Raw genomic sequence first — 18,200 nt, forward strand, 5'->3', positions numbered from 1 at the left:
GAAGTAAGTCGGGATTATTGGTTAACGGATGAGGTAAGGGTGCCCATCGCGGAGAGGAGACGGTAGGCGGCTTGGAGGCGATTGAGGCGTTCCTCCTCGACTGAGGCTCGAGCGGAGGAAAGTTCGTTTTCGACATCTAGGAGATTGATGAGTGGGCGTTTCCCGAGTTCGAATTGTTCGTTGTAGGCTTCGACGACCGCTTCCATGGCGTCGCGATGCGTCCTGAGCAGGTGGATACGTTCCTCGGTCGAAGACAAATCTTCCCAGGCGTTGGCGAAGGAGGTCTCTGTTTCGATAAGTGTGTTTTTGAGCTGCCAGTCCGCTTCATCGATTTGGGAATTGGCTCGGCGGACTTCGGAGCGGCGTCGTCCGCCATCGAAGATACTGTAGGAAAGGGTGATCAGCGCCATCGCGTCCTCTTGCACATGTTCGTAGCGGTCGGACTGAGCGGCGTCGCCTTCGAGGACGAAGTTAAGCTGCGGGCGGAACTGGCTTTCCGCGACCTTGCGTCGGGAGTAGGTCGCTTGCAGTTCGGAGTGGGCGGCTCGGATGTTTGGGTTGCTTTCGAAGGTGACCTCGTCGATCGATTCGGGGAGAGCCCAGATTGGAAATTCCGGTTCGATCAGTTGTTGCGGGTATTCGCCGGTGAGCTTGAGAAAGCTGTTGCTCGCGGTATTGAGTTGGCGCCTACGTGACTCGAGAGTGGCTTCCGCCATGGCGAGGCGAGCCTTGACGAGAATGACGTCTGCTTTGGGGCCGGCTCCTGCTTCGAACTTTTCCTCGATCTTGTCTAGGGCGTCTTCATGCAAGTAGACGCTTTGCTGGGCGAGGTTAACGAGGCGGGTGTACTTGATGACGTTGACGTAGGTGGTGACGAGTTCGAGAGCGATTTCTTCGCGGACGCGCCGAAGAGATTCTTCGCTGGTACGCAGATTGGCTTGGGCTTCGGTAATGCGGTGCTTGGTGTTTCCGCCGTCGAAGAGCAGCTGGCGACCCTGGAGAGAGGCGTTGCCTGTTTCGCCATAGATTTGCACGCCTTTGCTGTCCCCGAAGCTTTCCTCGCCCCCTCGCATGCTGAGCGAGAGTTGCGGACGGAGGTTTGAGCGCTCGGTGTCGAGCTTGCCTTGCTCGATCTGAACCCGGGACTCGAGCACCCGGATTTTCGGGTAGTTGTCCAATGCGGAAGCAAGCGACTCGCTGAGCGACTGGCTATGGGCGGAGACGGCAAGGAAGGCGCCTGAAAGCAGGGTGATGGCAGACGCGCGAAGGCCACGAGCGAGGGGACTCGAATCGGGGCTTCCTGAAGGGATGCGATTGTGAGTTCGTGTTTTCAGAGTGCTAACTAGTTAAGTTCGGCACTCTATGATCGTTCGAAAACGATGAAACTTGAGCTCTGGAAGAGAGAGAGGAGAAAAACCTACGTAGTAAGGTATTCGCCTTAGCTTTGCCTCTGTGGGAGAGGGCTATTCGGATCTGTATGGTGGGCTGGGAGCGACTCGCCGGCGAAATTGTAACATTTCGATCTGAGCGAGTCGGATGGATTCGAGGCCTACTCTGCTGAATCGACGACCGCTTTTACAACGGATTCAAAGACGGCAGGAGAGGTGGCGACGATGCCCTTGTTGTTTTTGAGCGTGCGGCCCAGCGAGAAGTCGAGGGGATTGCCAAAGGTGTCAGCGATGCGGCCTCCGGCTTCCTGGAGCACAATGTAGCCGGCAGCATGGTCCCAGATCTTCTCCTCGTAGCCAGGACGAGTCGGGAGGCGTAGATAGACAGAGGCTTGGCCGCGGGAAACTGCCGCGTATTTGCATTGGCTGTCCATTCTGAATGGCTCTACCGAAGTGCCGAGCGCGTTGGTGATGGCTGCGGAACGACCGTGAGCGGTGTGGCCTGACTCGACGGATTCGCAGAAGACGGCTTTGGCAGGATCGTCGATCTGGTCGACGGAGATCTTGGTGGCGGAATCGATTTCGCTTAGTGGCGCTTGGAACGCTCCCTGGCCTTTGACGGCGAAGAGGAGGGATCCTTTTTCGCTGTTTGCGTTCGCGGGGTCGACGGGAAGGTTTGGGCAACCCAAGACGCCGAGCACGACTTCGCCATTTTCGATGAGAGCGAGGGCGACTGCGTATTGTTGGCCGCGGAGAAAGCCCTTGGTGCCGTCGATTGGGTCTAGCGTCCAGAATCGACCTTGTGAGCCGCCGGCGTGCTTGCCGCGATCGATGGCGGCAAGCACGGATTCGGCGTCCAGGCTGCCGTCTACTTTCTGCGCATATTCGACGACGCGGGAGAAGAGTTCGGCGTTTTCTTCTTTTCTGAGGTCGCTGGAGTCTTCTTCGCCGACGGCCGGATCGTTTGGAAATGCGGCGGCCAGGGTCGACAGGACGAGGGCTTGGGCCCCGTAGTCGGCGACGGTTACGGGGGATTTGTCAGCTTTGTCGTGCTTTTCAGAGTCGACGAGACCAGCTTGGGCGGCGGAGCAGAGGAGGGAAGCTTTGCGTACAGCTTCTTTGGCGACTTGGAGTTCCTGTTCGAATGGCATGGGGCGACGATGGAAAGTGTCTCGTTCTATGCAAGAAAGACTTAACATAAGCGTAGCATGTCTTCTTGATGGAGTACTGTGTTAAAGACTATCGAACCCTGCCTGTTTTCTTTTGATTTGGAGTGGATCCCCGACCCCTTAAGCGCGGAGATGCTATTTGACGTGGATACAAGTGGGACTCACGGCCCGGAGGAGGCTATGAAGCGTCTCTGGAAGGAGGGGGGAGCGACTGAGGAGATGCCCCAGCCGTATCTGAAGACGGTACTTTGCCGGATCGTATCCGTTTCGGGAGTACTGCGTGAAGTGGCTTCGGGAAATGTGCGACTTAAGTTAGTGACGCTCCCAGCGGTCGCGGGAGACCCAGAAAAGGAGAAGGAAGGGACCATTCTTAAGCAGCTTCTCAAGGCGATCGGCACGCGAAAGCCTCAGCTTGTGGGCTACAATTCTCACAATGCGGATGTCCCCATCATCGTCCAGCGTGCCATTGTCCATGGACTTTTTGGGCAAGGAATGGGTGAGCGTCCAAATAAGCCTTGGGAGGGGGTCGACTATTTCGCGACGAGCGGAGACCATAACGTGGATCTGGCCCCGATGGTTGGACGTTGGGGGCAGACCCCCCGTCTCCATGAGATCGCGACGCTGTCGGGGATTCCCGGCAAGGTGGATACTGAGGGTGGTTTTGTATCTGATCTCTGGTTACAGGGGAAACTGCAGGACATTCTTGATTACAACGAGTTTGATGCGATCACGACGCACCTGCTTTGGGCGCGGATCGCGCATTTCTCGGGATTGCTGAATGCGGAAGCTTACGATCGGGAACAGGCGTTGGTGCGAGTGTTGTTAGATGAGGAAATCGCCAAGGGAAAGAAGCACTTCGTCCAGTATATCGAGGAATGGGACCGCTTGAAAGCTCTAGCGGATAAGCGTCTGTAGTTTTGATGAGAGTTGTTGCCCGATACCAGAAAGCTGACGATGCGTATTTGGCTGCATCGGTTCTTGAGGGGAGCGGGCTGTCTCCACATATCCGAGACGGGCATACGATCGGAGTCGACTGGTTTTACTCGCAGGCGATTGGTGGAGTGAAGCTGGAGGTTCCGGAGGGGGAATTCGAAAAGGCAGTGGAGTTGCTGGGATTGCCGCCTGTTGAAGAGCCGACTCTGAAGTGTCCGTACTGTGATTCCGCTAAGGTGAAAGTTCGGGAGCTTAGCGGAGTCGCGGCTCTAGGGATCGTGCTGTTCGGGTTCGCTGTGCCGCTCAAGACTCGCAAGGCCGATTGTCTTGATTGCAAAACGAGCCTTAAGGTGAGCACCAATGAAAACGGTGAACAGGTCGCTGAGAAGATCGATTAACTAATCTGGTTTTCGGTTCGGTTGAGACTCAGCTGACCAGCCAATGCCCGGCTCGGCCGTGAAATGCGCAACGTTGCAATTTTCGCGGTTAATCTCCAGCCTGGTAAGCGGAATTCAATCTTGAAGCAGTTTGGAGTCGATCGATACGAAGCTGCTTCGGCTCTCTCTTGTTGCCTATGCGTCTTGGACCCAGAACTCGTTTGTTTTTGGAAGTATTAGTTACTACCGGATTCGATACTTTAAACACGGTGTGCCGTCCTAGCTCTCGATTGATTGAGGGGTGTGGCTGGGACAGTTCGGACCAGCTGCGAAAACAGTTGGCCCGATTGGAAAGAAACGGGCTGTTGAGCTATGAGCGGACTGAGGGCAAAGGGAACTGGGTTTTGAGTTTAACAGAGAAAGGGCTAGCGGTCGCGAATGATGGAATCGTGCCCGAAGAGCGATGGAATCGGGACTGGAACGGAAAGTGGCATCTGTTCTCGTTTGATTTGCCAAGTGCCTCCCGGAAGATGCGAAATCAACTGGGAGATTGGTTAGACCTCAACCGATTTGGTCGGCTTCAAGGAAGTGTCCGCGTTTCGCCTTGGTTCGAATCCTCATGGCGTATCGCTTTGGAGGAAATGAAGATTCCTAGTTCAAGCCTTATTCTGTTTGAAGGAGAACCACATTCGTTGAGTTCTGATTTTGCTGTTGTCACGGATGCTTGGGACTTTCCTGCGATTAACCATGGGTATCAAAAATACATCGCGTACTTGGAAAGTTCGATTGCTGAAGAAGTCGTGTCGGGCGGTTTGGAAGACTGGCTATTTGAGGAGAATCGTCTTTGGCGTGCGGCGTTTGAAAGAGATCCGTTTTTGCCGTCGAAGCTACTGCCTGAAGACTACCTCGGGAAAAGAGCTTACGAGCTCCGAAAGAGGAAGCTAGCGCAACTGACACTCGTGCGACCGTGAAATATGCAACGTTGCGCTTTTCGCGGTCGTGGATGGGGTGGTGTTGAGGATGAGGGGGTGGCTAAATGAGCTCTTTGAGGTCTTGGAGGGTGATCTTGGCGTTGGCGGCCTCGCTGGCTTCGAAGACGTCTTGGAGGAGCTTCCGCTTCTTGGTCTGGAGCTCGAGTACCTTTTCTTCGACAGAGTCGCTCACGATCAGCTTGTAGCTGGTGACCACCTTGGTTTGTCCGATACGGTGGGCGCGGTCGGTGGCTTGAGCTTCCGCTGCGGGGTTCCACCAAGGGTCGAAGTGGACTACGGTGTCCGCGGCGGTGAGGTTGAGTCCGGTACCGCCCGCTTTGAGGGAGATGAGGAAGATTGGGATGTCGTCCGATTCGTTGAATCTGTCCACCTCGGCCATGCGGTTGCGAGTGGAACCGTCGATATAGCAGAAGGGGATCTCCTGGGATTCGAGCTCTTCCTTTAGTATCGAAAGCAAGGATACGAATTGGGAAAAGACGAGAATGCGGTGTCCTCCATCGATGGACTCCTCGAGGAGTTCGTTGAAGGAGTTGAGCTTGGAGGATGCTTTGGCTTCTAGTGACTCGTCGAGCAGGCGCGGGTCGCAACAGGTTTGGCGGAGGCGGAGAAGTTGGGTGAGGGTCTTCATGCGAAGAGCGCCTTCGCTGGCTCCGCTTTTCTCGAGTTGGGAGATTTCTGCTTCGGCGTGTTTGCGAGCTGTGTCGTATACCTTCTTTTGCTCGCCGGTCATCTCCATGAAGAGAACTTGTTCGATCTTGTCGGGCAGTTCTGTGGCAACCTTGTCCTTGGTGCGACGGAGAATGTAAGGGGCGGCTTGGTCGAGGATTCGGCGTTCGTGCCAGCGTCGCTCATCGCCGCGAGCCCCGCTTGGAATAGGCTTCCAGCCTCCGGGCATGATGAAGTCGAGTAGCGACATCAGGTCCTGGATGCTGTTTTCGATTGGTGTACCCGTGAGCAGGATACGCCCGTTGGTTTGCAGGGCGGTGAGGGCTTTGGCGTTTTGGGTGCGACGGTTTTTGATGTGCTGGGCTTCGTCAGCGATCACGCAGGTGAAGTTTAGCTCTGCGAGCAGCTTCTTGTCGCGGATGAGCGTACCGTAGGAGGTGATGATCAGATCGTAGGCGTAGGCATCAGCTGGAGCCTTCAATCGGGTCGAGCCGTGGTTGCAAAACACCTTTAGCTCAGGAGTGAACTTCGCGGCTTCACGTCGCCAGTTCTCGACGAGAGATGCTGGGCAGACAATGAGGGAGGGGGATCGTTTGGTATTGTTTACAATACTGGAAAGCAGGGCGAGAGCCTGAAGTGTCTTACCAAGACCCATCTCGTCGGCGAGGATGCCGCCCAGTTGGTGGGTGAAGAGGTGGTGGAGCCAAGCGACGCCGGTTTTTTGGTAGGGGCGGAGTGTGGAGTCGAGCGACTTGGAAAGTCGTGGAACGGCGAGTCTGTCGAGATGCTTGAGGGCTTCGCTGCGCGAGCGCCAGGTGGATGGGGGCTTGAAGTTCGGGTTGAGTTCGGAGAGGGGTTCCTCGACCTCAAGACTGCGCGAGTAGGGGATCTTGTAGCTTCCGTTGTGAAGGAGCGGGGCGTTGAAATCGCCGGTTAGCTGCTTCTGGACGGTGTTGAGCTTGTCGAGGTTTGAGCGCTTTATGAGGAATACCTTGTCGCCATTTTCGATGTAGTGCTTGCCGGTGTTGAGGCTTTGACTGATTTCGTGCTGTGAGGCTTGTCCTGCGTTTATGGATACGGTGAGATTGTATCCGTTTCGCTCCTCGACGATTTCGGTTTTTATCTTGGCCTCGGGCAGGGAACCGACGCGTTGCTTGAAGTTGGAGGTGAACTCGGCTTGGTATTTTTCTTCGAGGTCTCCCCAGTATTCGCCGAGAAAGTTTAGGGCGAGGTGTCGATTGCGGAGCCACCATTTTCGGTTGCCAGGCTCTAGCTTGAAGCGGTGCGTTTGCAGGAGCTCGCGGATTTCTTCGTAGAAGGGGTGCTCTCGAGAGGGGAGGGAGATGGCTAGGTAGTGTGAGGATCCGTCGACCTCGAGGGGCTTGCCGTCGAAGGTGGTGGGCTCTCTTTCTTTTCGGGTGGATTTAGGCGCCGGAGATCGCGACGCAAGGTCGCTTCCCACATCGGGTTGTGGGGATGGAGATTTTAAATGTTCGGTTACGCCGATGAGTTCGGAGCCGTTCCAGGGAATGGGATTGTGGGGTTTGTTGGCCCAGTAGAAATCGTCTTCTCCTTGGAGTGTGGATACGAGGGTGGAGAGCTTTTCGCGGTCGAGTTGGAGGAAGGGGGAGAGCTGGCCGCCGCACCACTGGAAGAGGGAGAAGGCGGCGACACGGCCGGCTTCGTTGAGTTCGCCGAGTTGTTGCGGTCCGAGCTTGTCGGGCTGGATGTTGCTTCCGTTGGTGAGCTTGATCTCGATTTTGGTCGGGATGGCGTCGCGTGGAGCGCTGCTTTCGAGATTTGGCGGGAGTATGATGCGGAGTCGCATTCGGCGAATGAAGAATTAAGAATGCAGAAGTGGGAAGTGGATCGGGTTTGGGTTGTGGCCACTGGGGACAGCGGCCGCTACCTTTTTACGGGGACGTGGATGACGTATTTTTGGTCGAATTCGTCGTAGTCGAAGTAGTTTCGGATCGGATACGGTTCTGGTGTTTCTTTTATGGAGGAGAGCTCTTCGCTTAGTTCGCCGCCTTTGAGGTAGAGGACTCCGTTGGGCAGGTCGTTGAAGCAGGAGCGTTTCACTTTCTTGCGGATCCACTTCATGAACTTAGGGAGTTGGGTGACGGCGCGGGCGACGATGAAGTCGACTTGGCGGTCGACCTCCTCGACTCGGCATTGGATGGCGACTGCGTTTTCGAGGCCGAGGCGTTCGATGCAGTCTTGCACGACTTTGATCTTTTTGCCGATCGAGTCGACGAGGAGAAAACGTGTTTCCGGGAAGGCGATGGCGAGGGGGACGCCTGGGAATCCGCCTCCGGTGCCGACATCGATCACGGTGGTGTCGGGCTTGAAGGCCATGGTTTTGGCGATGGCGAGGGAGTGGAGGATGTGTCGCTTGGGGAGGTTTTCGACGTCTGAGCGGGAGATCAGGTTGATCTTCTCGTTCCACTCGGCGATGGCGGAGGCGTAGGTTTCGAATTTCGCGATCTGATCGGGCGTGAATTCGGGAAAGTGTTGGGCGACGATTGAGAGGTCGAATTTCATAGGAAGTCCGGCAGGCAAAGCCTGTTTTCTGTTTTTGGCAAAGCGAAAGCGGTTCTCTTTGGTTGATGAAGAAAGAATTAAGCGATTACCTATTGGTAACATGCGGGTAACACGAAGTCGGTAGCATGGTGTGATTATGAGAACGACGGTGATTTTTAGGCTGGTTGCGTCTTGGGGCGCGTTGACGGGGTACGCGTGGGGAGCGGCAAATGAGGGTGATTCTGTTTCCTTGAAGCTGTCTGATGAATTGGAGCAGGCGATCTATTTGCACGAGGGTGAGGCGGACTTGGGGAAGGCTGCCCAAGCGTATCGTGGCATCTTGGAGGAGAGCGAGCTTGTCGATTCGATAGCGGCGGAGACGAGTTATCGCTTGGCGATGGTCTATTTGGACCAGGGGAAGCAAGCGTTGGCGATGAAGCTGCTGTCGGATTTGGTCGAAAACTATCCAGAGGAGTCGCAGTGGGTGGCGGAAGCGGAGGCGGTGCTGCCAAAGAAGTTCGTGCCGGAAATCACGCCCTGGGAGGATGGCGAGAGGACTTACTACGACTGGCTAATGCCGACCGGAGATTTGGTTGGGCGTAGCTTTTCGACGATTTACTCCTATGAATGGGAGGGCAGGGAGCTTTGGCGAAAGGAGACGCGATTTGTTCTCAATGGGCATCGCTCGACTGCGGTGGAGTTTGACAAGAAGACTTTCAATACGGCTTACGGCCGGATGAATCTCGAAAAGATGGGGAATTGCCGGGCTTGGTACGCGGAGGATGGACGTTCGGTGAATGTAGAATACTCGAAAACGGGTAAGAGCAGTAGTTTCGATTTTAACCAACGTGTTTACGACAACGAGCAAGCTGTTGATTTGATGAGGCAAATCCCGATCGAGCTAGGGTACCGGATGGCCAAAAAGATTTTTGTGTCTTTCTCGGGGATGCCGATCGATATCACTTTTGAGATTAAGAGTATAGAGGAATTGGATACGGCTCTAGGTCACCTCGAATGTTATGAAGTCGAAATCGATATGCAGGTGCAAAAGCAAAGCGTTATCTTTACCGCAGATGAGCGCCGCATTCCAGTCATCTACAAGGTGGGTGGAGTAGAGGCTCACCTCACGAAGGTAGAGACGGTCAATTTCGATGCTCCACGTTTGTACGAGAACGAGAAGCATGGTTTCTCGTTGGAAGTCCCTGCTGCTTGGTCGGTGATTCCGCACGATAAGGCGAGTGACGAGAGCGACCAGGTCGTGTGGTTGGCGGAGCCGATGGTGCGTGGCGTCTACATGGCGGCCTCAGAGCTCAACACGGATTGGAAGAAGGAGGAGCCGATTTCGATCGATGGGATGCTCGCCGAGATGACTGGGAAGGTGAGGAGACAATTTAGCGAAATCAAATCTGATCCGGTCGAATTGAAGCGATTTGAGTTGGGCGGTTTGGAGGCGGGAGCTTTTCTCTTCGAGGCTCCTGAGGGATCGCAGACGCAGGGAGACGTCTACCTCTACATTTTATTGGGAGAGGAGAAGCACTACGTTTTCCAGGGAGCGATGCCCCCAGGTGATACAGACGAGATGCTACCGATTTTCGAGAAGATCGTAATGAGCTTAAAAACGGAACTCTAGTATGTTTGGCCGTACTGGTAATGCGAAGCCAAGTGTCACCCAAGCGTCGGCTTGGGTGACTTACTTGCTTTTGGCGATCGGGATCATCAGTCCAGTTGTTTGCGTAATCTGGCTTTTGCAAAAAACGGTTGAAAGCGAAACCGCTCAGGTCCGGGAGCTGGTGAAGGAATCGCAAGAGAGGAGCCTGCTCGATGCTGATTCTCTGATTCGTCTTACGGCGATGAACATGGTTCCTAGTGAGGAGAATGGTGGCGTCCGCTATTTCTTTGGCCGTCGATCGGTCGCGGTGTCGAGAGATGAGCAGAAGGCGAGCAAGGCTCTGTTGGACGAGATACGGGAGGAGTTGAAAGGGCTCGAAAGTCTAGCGGTGCAAGAGAAGTTGGCTGGCTATTTGGCTGATGCTGATGTGTCGGATGCGAGACTGTTGGGCGGTAGACCGATTGGACCCGTTCTGTTGGAATTGGGGATGAGCTCAAGTGGTGAAGGTGATGCGTTGAGCGATACGTTTATCGAATCGGCGGATGAGTACATCGCTAAGCAATCGGAGGAAACATTGCTGAGTCGTCAGTTCCGGTATTCGGTGCAGCGATACGCGGCCTATTCGGAGTCTTCCGAAATTCAGCTCATTTTAGAGAAGCAAGAACTGGTTAATCGATGGGTCGAGGATGCGGATCGTCTTCGTGAGCTAGGCAGTGGAGAGGGGTATTTTAGTGTGGTGAATCTGGATGCTCAGGAGGCGTTGCTTTTCCCGCATGATGCTTTGTTGGAGGCAGGGAGGCAGCTCGAATCGCTGCAGGTGAATCGATTCGAGCTCGAGTTGGAGGGAAGCTCGGACAATCAAAGCGTGAAGCAGCTTTCCGAGCCTTTGGACTTTTTGTACATTCACTCCTCGTTCGAGGAGTTTCGTTCCGAGGTCTCGGTCGAGAAGTCGGTGCTTTATTTGTGGATCGCTGTGATCGTGCTCGGTTTGTCTATCTTTTCGGGGGTGGCGATTGTGATGTCGGTTCGTCGTCAGGCTAGCGTGACTCGCTTGAAGGATAACTTGGTCGCCACGGTTACGCACGAGTTGAAGACCCCTGTGGCATCCATTCGTTTGCTTGTTGACACATTGATGGATGAGGAGCGTCGAGGAAAGGTGGATACGCAGGAGTATATCGAGCTGATTTCCCGAGAGAACCATCGTTTGGGACGATTGATCGATAACTTTCTATCCTTTTCGCGAATGGAACGCTCGAAGGGCAGTTTTGATATTAGTCCGATTTCTCCGATTGAAGTTGTGGAGTCCGCGGAGGAAGCGTTTCGCGAACGTTTTCAAGGGCAGCGTTTTTCGCTTGAGGTGGTGGTTCCTGATAACTTGCCACAGATCCAAGGGGATGCCGATGCGTTGTCGACTGTGTTGGGCAATCTTTTGGAGAATGCCTTCAAGTACGGCGGGCGAGATCGTGAGATTGTCCTGAGAGCTAGCAATGTGGTGGATGGGGTGGAGTTTGAGGTCGAGGATTTTGGGCAAGGGATTCCGAAGCGTGAGCAAAAGCGGATCTTCCGGAAATTTTACCAGGTGGATGGGGTCCGCGGCGCTCAGAGTGGAAGTGTTGGCCTGGGGTTGAGCATTGTGGATTTCGTTGTATCCAAGCATTCCGGACGTATTGAGTTGGAAAGTGAAGAGGGAGTAGGAAGTTTGTTTAAAGTGAGGATTCCTTATGCCTAAGATTTTGATTGTTGAAGATGATGAAGCGCTCGCTCGTGGATTGAGAGACAACTTTGGCTTCGAGGGCTACGAAGTGCTCTATGCGGCCGATGGCGATACGGGGCTCGATATGATATTGGAGCAGGGGCCCGACATTGCGTTGTTGGATGTGATGCTGCCGGGGCTTGACGGTTTTTCGATATGCGATACTGCTCGGAAGGAAGGCTGCGACATGCCGATCATCATGCTGACGGCGAAGGGGCAGGAGCGGGATATTGTGCGCGGGCTCGAGTTGGGGGCGGACGATTACGTGGTAAAGCCGTTTTCAGTAAAGGAGCTGATGGCTCGAGTTAAGGCGTTTCTTCGGCGTCACCGTTCGATCGAGGAGCGCGTATTCGAGTTTGGGGAGTTTCGTTTTGATCGGGATTCTCAGGCGTTGAGCCGAGATGGCGATGTGGTGAAACTGACTCGTAAAGAGTATCAGTTGCTCGAATACTTATTGACAAATCAAGGCAAGGCTCTGACTCGCCAAGGCATTATGAATACGGTTTGGGGAAGCAGCGTGCTGGTGACGCAAAGGAGTGTGGATCGCTGTGTGACGACGCTGCGCTCGAAAATCGAACCAGAGCCCTCGAGGCCGAAGCATGTGCTTACGATTCGAGATGTAGGGTACCGTTTCGAGGCGTGATTGCTGAGCGGGTACAAAAAAGCCTCCGCACGTCTGACGGAGGCTTAGAGAAATTGATTGTATTGGGAAATTAGCGGCGACGGCGCATCGCGGCGAGGCCAAGAAGAGCAAGGCCAGCGAGACCGAGCGTCGATCCAGAATCAGGAACGGTCCATGTGATATTGTCGACTGCGCCCGAGCCTCCGAGGTGAACTTCGACTTTGTCGAAGGATGTTAAATTGTGGTCTGATGCGAGAATCGGGCTAACCCGATTGATTTTGTTGTCACCCCAATCCGTGACCCCGAGTGAGTCAAAACCCACTGTTACCGAATTGAGTCCGCTGAAGAATTTTAGAGCTCCATCTTCGGGCGTTCTTACGCCTTCAACGTCAATTAGATCGAGACCAAATGAAAAAATAGATTGGACGAAATCAAAAGTGAGAACGCCGGTGTATTTGTTGCTGAAGCGCGTTCCTTCGTCATCTGGTAGATCTGCCACTCCATCGCGAGTGCCGGTATTGTTCTCTTGGACTATGAGGAGTCGATTTAGGACTGTATCCTTGTCGAGATTCCCTCCATCCCAAGCGTCTTTGTCCGTTCCGTATCCAGTTCTTTGTAGGTCTGGGTCTCGGGTGTCAGTCAACTCACTGTTAAAGAGTACTGCAAGTTCGAGACCGTTGTCGTTGTTTAGGCCGCTGATTACCACTCCATGACTCGATTCGAAATCGTTTGTAACGATTTTCCCGTGAGCGAGAGCTCCTTCATCGAAAGTTAGGGTTTTGGTAATCGCACTAGCAGACACGGTTAACAGTCCGGCTGCGGCAAGAGAGAGGATTAGGTTTTTCATTTCTGCTTGGTGTTTGGGAGTTGGGCAGAAATCTAGCAATCGGTATGCCTATTTGGGGTGTTTCCCTCTACGTTTCTTATAAGTACCTGAACCTTATTGAGTAAGGTTGTTTGTGAGTAAAGTTACTCACGAAGTTGGTATCCCAAGGTTTGTTAGGCTTTCGTTACGTTCTCTGGGTTTGCTTACAATCCAGGTAACCTTAAGCGCTTAGGGTATTTGCTAGACGCTTCCCGCTTAGGGCCGAGGCGTGATACGAGTGCTTAGCTCATGTGTTTGTTGAGGAAGGCTAGAACTCTCTCGTAGGTTTTGACACGTTTCTTTAGCGAAAAGATGTTATGACCTTCGTCACCAATGAACAGTACCTCATGCTCCACTTCGTGTTTTTGTAGCTCGGTTTTTAGCTTTTTGGACTGTCGAATTGAAACGTTGGAATCGTCTTTTCCGTGAATCACAAAGATCGGAATTTTGACTTTGTCTATGTGGTAGATGGGAGAGATCTCTTCGAATCGGTCTTGGTTCTCTTTGGGATCGCCCAACTCTTCTTTCAGTTTGTGATGCGAATAGTGATGGTCTTGGCGCTTGCGAGACTTGATCATTTCCTCCCAATCGAAAACCCCCATATTTGTGATGGCGCAACTGTAAAGATCGGGTTCGAATGTTGCTCCGCACAAGGCTGAGTAACCCCCAAAGCTGGCTCCCATGATGGCGAGTCGATCAGGATCGGCGATGCCTTGCTTGACCATGAGTTTGGCAGCTTGCGTGATATCGTCCTGCATTTTTCGGAAGTGGTATTGGGGATCGAATGAGATCTCTTTCCCATATCCTGTTGATCCCCTATAGTTGACTCGGACTACTGCGTATCCGTTTGATGTGAAAAATTGAGTTTCATCATCATAACCTCCCGAGTCGCGGACCCAAGGTCCTCCGTGTATCAGACATATCGTTGGATAGGGACCTTTTTTCTTTCCTTTTGGTAGAGTAAGGTAGCCCTCTAATCGGAGACCGTCTTTTGTTTTGTAGTGAAAAACCTGGGTCGGAGATAGCTTTTCGTAATCGAGCCAAGGAGCTGTCTTGGATATTTGATTTAGGGTCTTTGCTCGAAGATCTAGGATAGAGTATTCTGGAGGCACTGAATCGGAGTAGGAGTAAACAAGATGCCTGCTGAAATCAGTGCTCGAATTGTAGATAATGTTTACTCGATTCGGTATCGCGCTATCGACCATGCGTTGGATGCTTTCTAATTCATCATGAAGCCATACAAAAGTCATGGTATCTCTTAGGTAACGAAAGCCGACGACTTGCTTCCCGTAGTAAAGGTAGCGAGCTGTATCCGAAAAGTCATAATAGTCGTCGCGAAACAAAAGTTCCCCGATTGATTCAGATTCTATGTCGTAGGTGTAGAGACCCTTGGTTTTTTCACCATTGTAACCGGATACGAAGAGTGTGTTCTTTTCTGCTCCGAACAGCTCGATGTCCCAGCGCTCTGGGTCTAATTTGAGCGGTTTCCAGTCCTCCTCTTTGGTGTAGCGGTGAATATACTCGAGTTTGTCCTGGTGGAAGCGAAGAACGATTCGAGGCTGATGTTCATGGTCAAACCCCCACCAGAAAATGTCACCTGGTGGATTGTAGATGCGATTTGAGATGAGAGGATTCGAGCTTGTTGGTGCTGTTTCGGTTTCGCCAGGACCTGATCTGATCTTTGCGTTTCCGGTAGCTCGAAGTCGGGCTAAGCCCGGTTTTGCTCGGAAACTGTCCCGTATCCAGATCCATGCGTCTTTGTCTTCTCTCATAGGATCGGCCCAGCTTACGACAGCGTCATTGGCTATCAGAGGGTAGATCTCCTTGCGGTTGACGTTTACGCTGAAAATGCCTTCGACGTAGGCACCCCATTTGCTGAGGTGGAAAGCAACATCTTCATTGGTGGTCCAGGTAACGCTATCGATATCCTTGGCCCGCCACTTGAAGGATCGATGGATCTTCATGGTATCGAGATCGAAGATGACGAGCCCACGATCACCGTCCTCACCAATAGGTGCCACGCTCGCGGCGTATTTACCATCTGGTGACATCGTCATATTGTAGACGCGTGGCGGACGTAGCAGGTTTTCTGTGGTGTTGCCAATTTTGGGCTGTTTCTTCTTCGCTTCGAGATGGGAGGGCAGGGCACAGAGAAGAACCGCCACGAGGAGTGCGGGGATTGGGATTTTCATTCTAGATTTGGGCCGGGCCCAGGTCGATGGGCCTCTCTTCAAAGGGAAATCTAGATTTACTAGGTATTTGTGCTAAGGCAAGCCGCTATTCGCTTCCCGCTGAGAATCGAGGATCCCATGGCGATGCCGTCGACGCAGTTACCTCCGAAGTGGAGGCCTGGAAACTCAAGCTCGAGGGATTTGAGCGTTTCTTTCCAAGGGGAGAAGTTCTGGGTGTATTGAGGAATGGCTCGGGGCCAGGAGCTGCAGTGAGAGAATGTGGGAGATCCTTCTAGCCCGACGAGATTCCTGAGGTCGTTGAGGGCGATCTCTTCGAGTTTCTCTTTGCTGAGTGCAGCTAAATCAGGTCTGCGAATGCCGCCGATCATAACGGTGAGCAGGCAGTGTCCTTCTGGCGCTCGACCGTCGTAGAGTGAGGAGCTAAACAGAGCCCCAAGGATGGTGGGTGACTCCTTGCTTGGCACCAGCATCCCGAAGCCATCGAGGAGGTGGGGAATCTGCTCCCGTTTGAAGCCAAGGGCGAGGCTGTGTACGGCGGGGTATTCGAGGTTTGGAGACGCTTTGAGAGGGGGAGCTATGGCTTCGCTCCAAGCGATCCGCTTTATGGCATGAGAGGGTAGGCAGACGACTAGCTTTTTTGCGAAACCTTCGAAATTCTCGCCGTCGCGTTTCCAGGTGACTTGCCAAGCGTTGTCGATGCGATTGACCGCTACTACCTCGGAGTCGAGCCAGAGACGGTTGCCGAGTTTGCGAGCGAGCGTTTTGGGCAGAATGCCTAGACCTTCTTTGAAGCTTATGGAGCGTTTCTTGTAGGCGGTGCCTTCTCGCTTTTGCTTTTTCTTGTGTTTGATGGCTCCGCGGATGATGGAGCCGCCTTCACGCTCAAAGCTCCGCATGATTGGAAAGGCGTGTTCGAGAATGAGTTTATGGGGGTCTCCGGCGTAGACTCCGCTGACGAAGGGGTCTATGGCGTAGTCGAGGAAGTCGCGTCCCATGCGACGGCTGACAAAATCGGCAACGGTTTCAGTCGCTCCTGCTCGGTTGGAGATTTGCTTGCGAAAGGGCTCGAGGAGGAAACCTAGTTTACCGACGAAGGAGAACAGCGGGGTCGTGATGGCCTGTAGTGGACTGGTGGGTACTGGTACTGGGCGGCCATTTTTGATGATATAGCGTTTGCTCGCTATTGGCTTTGTCTCTTGCAACTGGTTGGTAAGGCCAAGTTCTGCGATGAAACTCTCCACCCAAGGCTCGGGGAGAAGCAGCGAATTGGGGCCGCGTTCGACGAGGTAGTCGCCTTCCTTGTGCGTAGAGATAGGGCCTCCGGGCTCGGTTCGTTTCTCGATTACGGAAACGTCGAGACCTTCTTTTTGCGCGAGGTATCCCGCGGTGAGTCCGCTGATGCCTCCTCCAAGTATGATCGCATCTTGCATGAGAGAATAAGGGTCCTAGGGTGAAGGGTGGACTTTGGCAATGCCTCAATGCTAGGGCTGGCGGGATGCCGTATCTGAATGGACCGGATGATCGCTATTCAAGGCCCTTTGTTTACCCTAGTATTAATGTGGATCAATCCCGGTTGTGTTATGAAAATTCGTATTCCCCTCGTTTTCTTTGTGGCTTTAGCGTCGGCGTGCAGCGTGTTGGTTGGCGAAGCTCGCAAGCCGAACATCCTTTGGATTTTTCCCGAGGATATGTCTCCATTTCTTGGATGTTATGGGGATCCGATCAATGCGGGGCATACCCCGGCGATCGATCGTTTGGCGGCATCGGGAGTTCGCTTTGAGCGTGCCTATGTTTCGGCCCCCGTTTGTTCTGCTAGCAGATCGGCTATCATCACAGGAGTGATGCAGACGACGACAGGGACACAGGAGCATCGATCGAGCCGTTGGACGGATGGGGAGGTCGTGCCTGCTCATGTTCGGATTCACCTTCCGGAGGGGATGAAAACGATCCCTGAGCTAATGAAGGAGGCTGGCTACTTCACCTTCAACAACGGGAAGGACGACTATAATTTCCACTACGACCGCCGAGCTCTTTACGATATTGGAACGGAGGAGAGCTATGTTGAGGGGATGAATGGGTGGCAGGGAAACAAGTCGCCTCATGGGGCGTCGGTGGTGCATGACGTGTGGAGCTCGCGTCCTGACAAGGACCAGCCATGGTTCGGCCAGTTGACTCTACGTGGGGGGAAGGGGAACAACCGCTTTGTGCGTGAAGGTGAACTGCTCGCGGACAAGGCGGTTCCATTGCCTCCGTATTTTCCGGATACCCCCGCTCACCGAAAGGCTTGGACGGCCCATTACAATGCGGTGCGGGGGACCGATGCGGAAGTGGAGACGGTGATGTCGCAGCTCGAAGCAGATGGAGAGCTTGAGAATACGATCGTGTTTTTCTTTTCGGACCATGGCAGCAATCATTCGTTGCGTCACAAGCAGTTTTGCTACGAGGGAGGCGTGCATGTGCCGCTAATCGTTGCGGGGGGACATGCTGCGATAGGGGAAGGCGTCGTTCGGAGCGAATTGGTATCTGGCTTGGACATCTCAGCGACTACTCTCGCTTTGGCGGGAGCGAAGATGCCGGACTATCTCGATGGGCAAAACCTGTTCAGTCCTGAGTACGAGGAGCGTGAGTTCGTCATTTCCGCTCGTGATCGTTGCGACTTCACGATTGATCAGATACGTACGGTTCGTACGGATACATATCGTTATATTCGAAATTATTTTCCGGAGCGGACGCTTTCGCAGCCTCAGTATCGGGATAAGTCGAAGGTAGTGCTAGACATGAGACGACTTCACGCTGCGGGGGCGCTTACCGACTATCAAGAGGAGCATTGGTTCGGTCTACGCCCTGAAGAAGAGTTGTACGATATCGAGAAGGATCCGCATCAGGTTAATAATTTGGCTAAGAGTCCGGAGTTTGCGGCGCAATTGGAACGGCATCGAAAGATCCTGGAGGATTGGATCGCTGAAACGGGTGATTTGGGGCAAGCGGATGAGGCGGACGTTCAGCTGGAAGCTACCTATAATTTGTGGAAAGACCGCGAGCAGTTCCGCGATCAGGACACGAATCCCGAGTACGATAAATTCAGAGGTAAATAGTAAGAGAATGGCGAGG

The 18,200-nt window shown here is 53.4% G+C and carries 14 protein-coding genes; 7 read left to right on the top strand and 7 right to left on the bottom strand.

The features are described 5' to 3' along the window. Positions 1-14: 14 nt before the first annotated feature. Positions 15-1,334, bottom strand: a complete 1,320-nt coding sequence (locus JIN87_RS16900) for a TolC family protein (RefSeq protein WP_325176394.1) — start codon at positions 1,332-1,334, stop codon at positions 15-17. 215 nt (positions 1,335-1,549) lie between these two features. After that, positions 1,550-2,539, bottom strand: a complete 990-nt coding sequence (locus JIN87_RS16905) for a 3'(2'),5'-bisphosphate nucleotidase (protein ID WP_200356775.1) — start codon at positions 2,537-2,539, stop codon at positions 1,550-1,552. 78 nt (positions 2,540-2,617) lie between these two features. On the opposite strand from JIN87_RS16905, the gene JIN87_RS16910 reads away from it, so the two are divergent. The 3 genes from JIN87_RS16910 (at position 2,618) to JIN87_RS16920 (ending at position 4,838) form a co-directional block, all read left to right on the top strand. Continuing rightward, on the top strand, positions 2,618-3,472 hold the full coding sequence (locus JIN87_RS16910) for a hypothetical protein (RefSeq protein WP_200356776.1): 855 nt from the start codon (positions 2,618-2,620) through the stop codon (positions 3,470-3,472). Positions 3,473-3,477: 5 nt separating this feature from the next. Further along, the gene (locus tag JIN87_RS16915) at positions 3,478-3,888 is read left to right on the top strand and encodes a hypothetical protein (RefSeq protein ID WP_200356777.1); all 411 of its coding nucleotides are present in this window, start codon (positions 3,478-3,480) and stop codon (positions 3,886-3,888) included. A gap of 383 nt (positions 3,889-4,271) precedes the next feature. Further along, positions 4,272-4,838: a PaaX family transcriptional regulator C-terminal domain-containing protein gene (locus JIN87_RS16920; protein WP_200356778.1), complete on the top strand. Its 567-nt coding sequence runs from the start codon at positions 4,272-4,274 to the stop codon at positions 4,836-4,838. A gap of 61 nt (positions 4,839-4,899) precedes the next feature. Here JIN87_RS16920 and JIN87_RS16925 read toward each other — a convergent pair whose 3' ends face one another. Both JIN87_RS16925 and rsmG read right to left on the bottom strand, forming a co-directional pair. Beyond that, positions 4,900-7,353, bottom strand: coding sequence for a DEAD/DEAH box helicase (locus tag JIN87_RS16925; RefSeq protein WP_200356779.1), 2,454 nt, complete (start codon positions 7,351-7,353; stop codon positions 4,900-4,902). 77 nt (positions 7,354-7,430) lie between these two features. Beyond that, complete coding sequence (gene rsmG / locus JIN87_RS16930; protein ID WP_200356780.1) at positions 7,431-8,069, bottom strand: 16S rRNA (guanine(527)-N(7))-methyltransferase RsmG; 639 nt, start codon at positions 8,067-8,069, stop codon at positions 7,431-7,433. A 136-nt stretch (positions 8,070-8,205) separates the two neighbouring features. Here rsmG and JIN87_RS16935 point away from each other — a divergent pair, with 136 nt between their 5' ends. Genes JIN87_RS16935 through JIN87_RS16945 form a run of 3 tightly spaced genes read left to right on the top strand, consistent with a single transcriptional unit; the run spans position 8,206 to position 12,053 of the window. Continuing rightward, positions 8,206-9,678, top strand: coding sequence for a hypothetical protein (locus JIN87_RS16935; RefSeq protein WP_200356781.1), 1,473 nt, complete (start codon positions 8,206-8,208; stop codon positions 9,676-9,678). 1 nt (position 9,679) lies between these two features. Then, positions 9,680-11,386 carry a sensor histidine kinase gene (locus tag JIN87_RS16940; RefSeq protein WP_200356782.1) on the top strand — a complete coding sequence of 569 codons (1,707 nt, stop codon included), beginning with the start codon at positions 9,680-9,682 and terminating at the stop codon, positions 11,384-11,386. After that, positions 11,379-12,053 carry a response regulator transcription factor gene (locus JIN87_RS16945; protein ID WP_200356783.1) on the top strand — a complete coding sequence of 225 codons (675 nt, stop codon included), beginning with the start codon at positions 11,379-11,381 and terminating at the stop codon, positions 12,051-12,053. Before JIN87_RS16940 ends, JIN87_RS16945 begins: the two co-directional genes overlap by 8 nt. A gap of 70 nt (positions 12,054-12,123) precedes the next feature. Here the strand turns inward: JIN87_RS16945 and JIN87_RS16950 are convergent, their stop codons facing one another. From JIN87_RS16950 to hemG, 3 genes are all read right to left on the bottom strand, one after another. Next, complete coding sequence (locus tag JIN87_RS16950; protein ID WP_200356784.1) at positions 12,124-12,879, bottom strand: VPDSG-CTERM sorting domain-containing protein; 756 nt, start codon at positions 12,877-12,879, stop codon at positions 12,124-12,126. 260 nt (positions 12,880-13,139) lie between these two features. Beyond that, positions 13,140-15,089, bottom strand: coding sequence for an alpha/beta hydrolase family protein (locus JIN87_RS16955; RefSeq protein WP_200356785.1), 1,950 nt, complete (start codon positions 15,087-15,089; stop codon positions 13,140-13,142). Positions 15,090-15,148: 59 nt separating this feature from the next. Next, complete coding sequence (gene hemG / locus JIN87_RS16960) at positions 15,149-16,519, bottom strand: protoporphyrinogen oxidase (protein ID WP_200356786.1); 1,371 nt, start codon at positions 16,517-16,519, stop codon at positions 15,149-15,151. Positions 16,520-16,669: 150 nt separating this feature from the next. Between hemG and JIN87_RS16965 the strand changes: the two genes are divergently transcribed. Then, positions 16,670-18,184, top strand: a complete 1,515-nt coding sequence (locus JIN87_RS16965; protein WP_200356787.1) for a sulfatase family protein — start codon at positions 16,670-16,672, stop codon at positions 18,182-18,184. Positions 18,185-18,200: the final 16 nt, after the last annotated feature.

Origin of the sequence: Pelagicoccus mobilis, assembly GCF_016595505.1 — a bacterium.
Classification (GTDB): Bacteria; Verrucomicrobiota; Verrucomicrobiia; order Opitutales; family Opitutaceae; genus Pelagicoccus; species Pelagicoccus mobilis.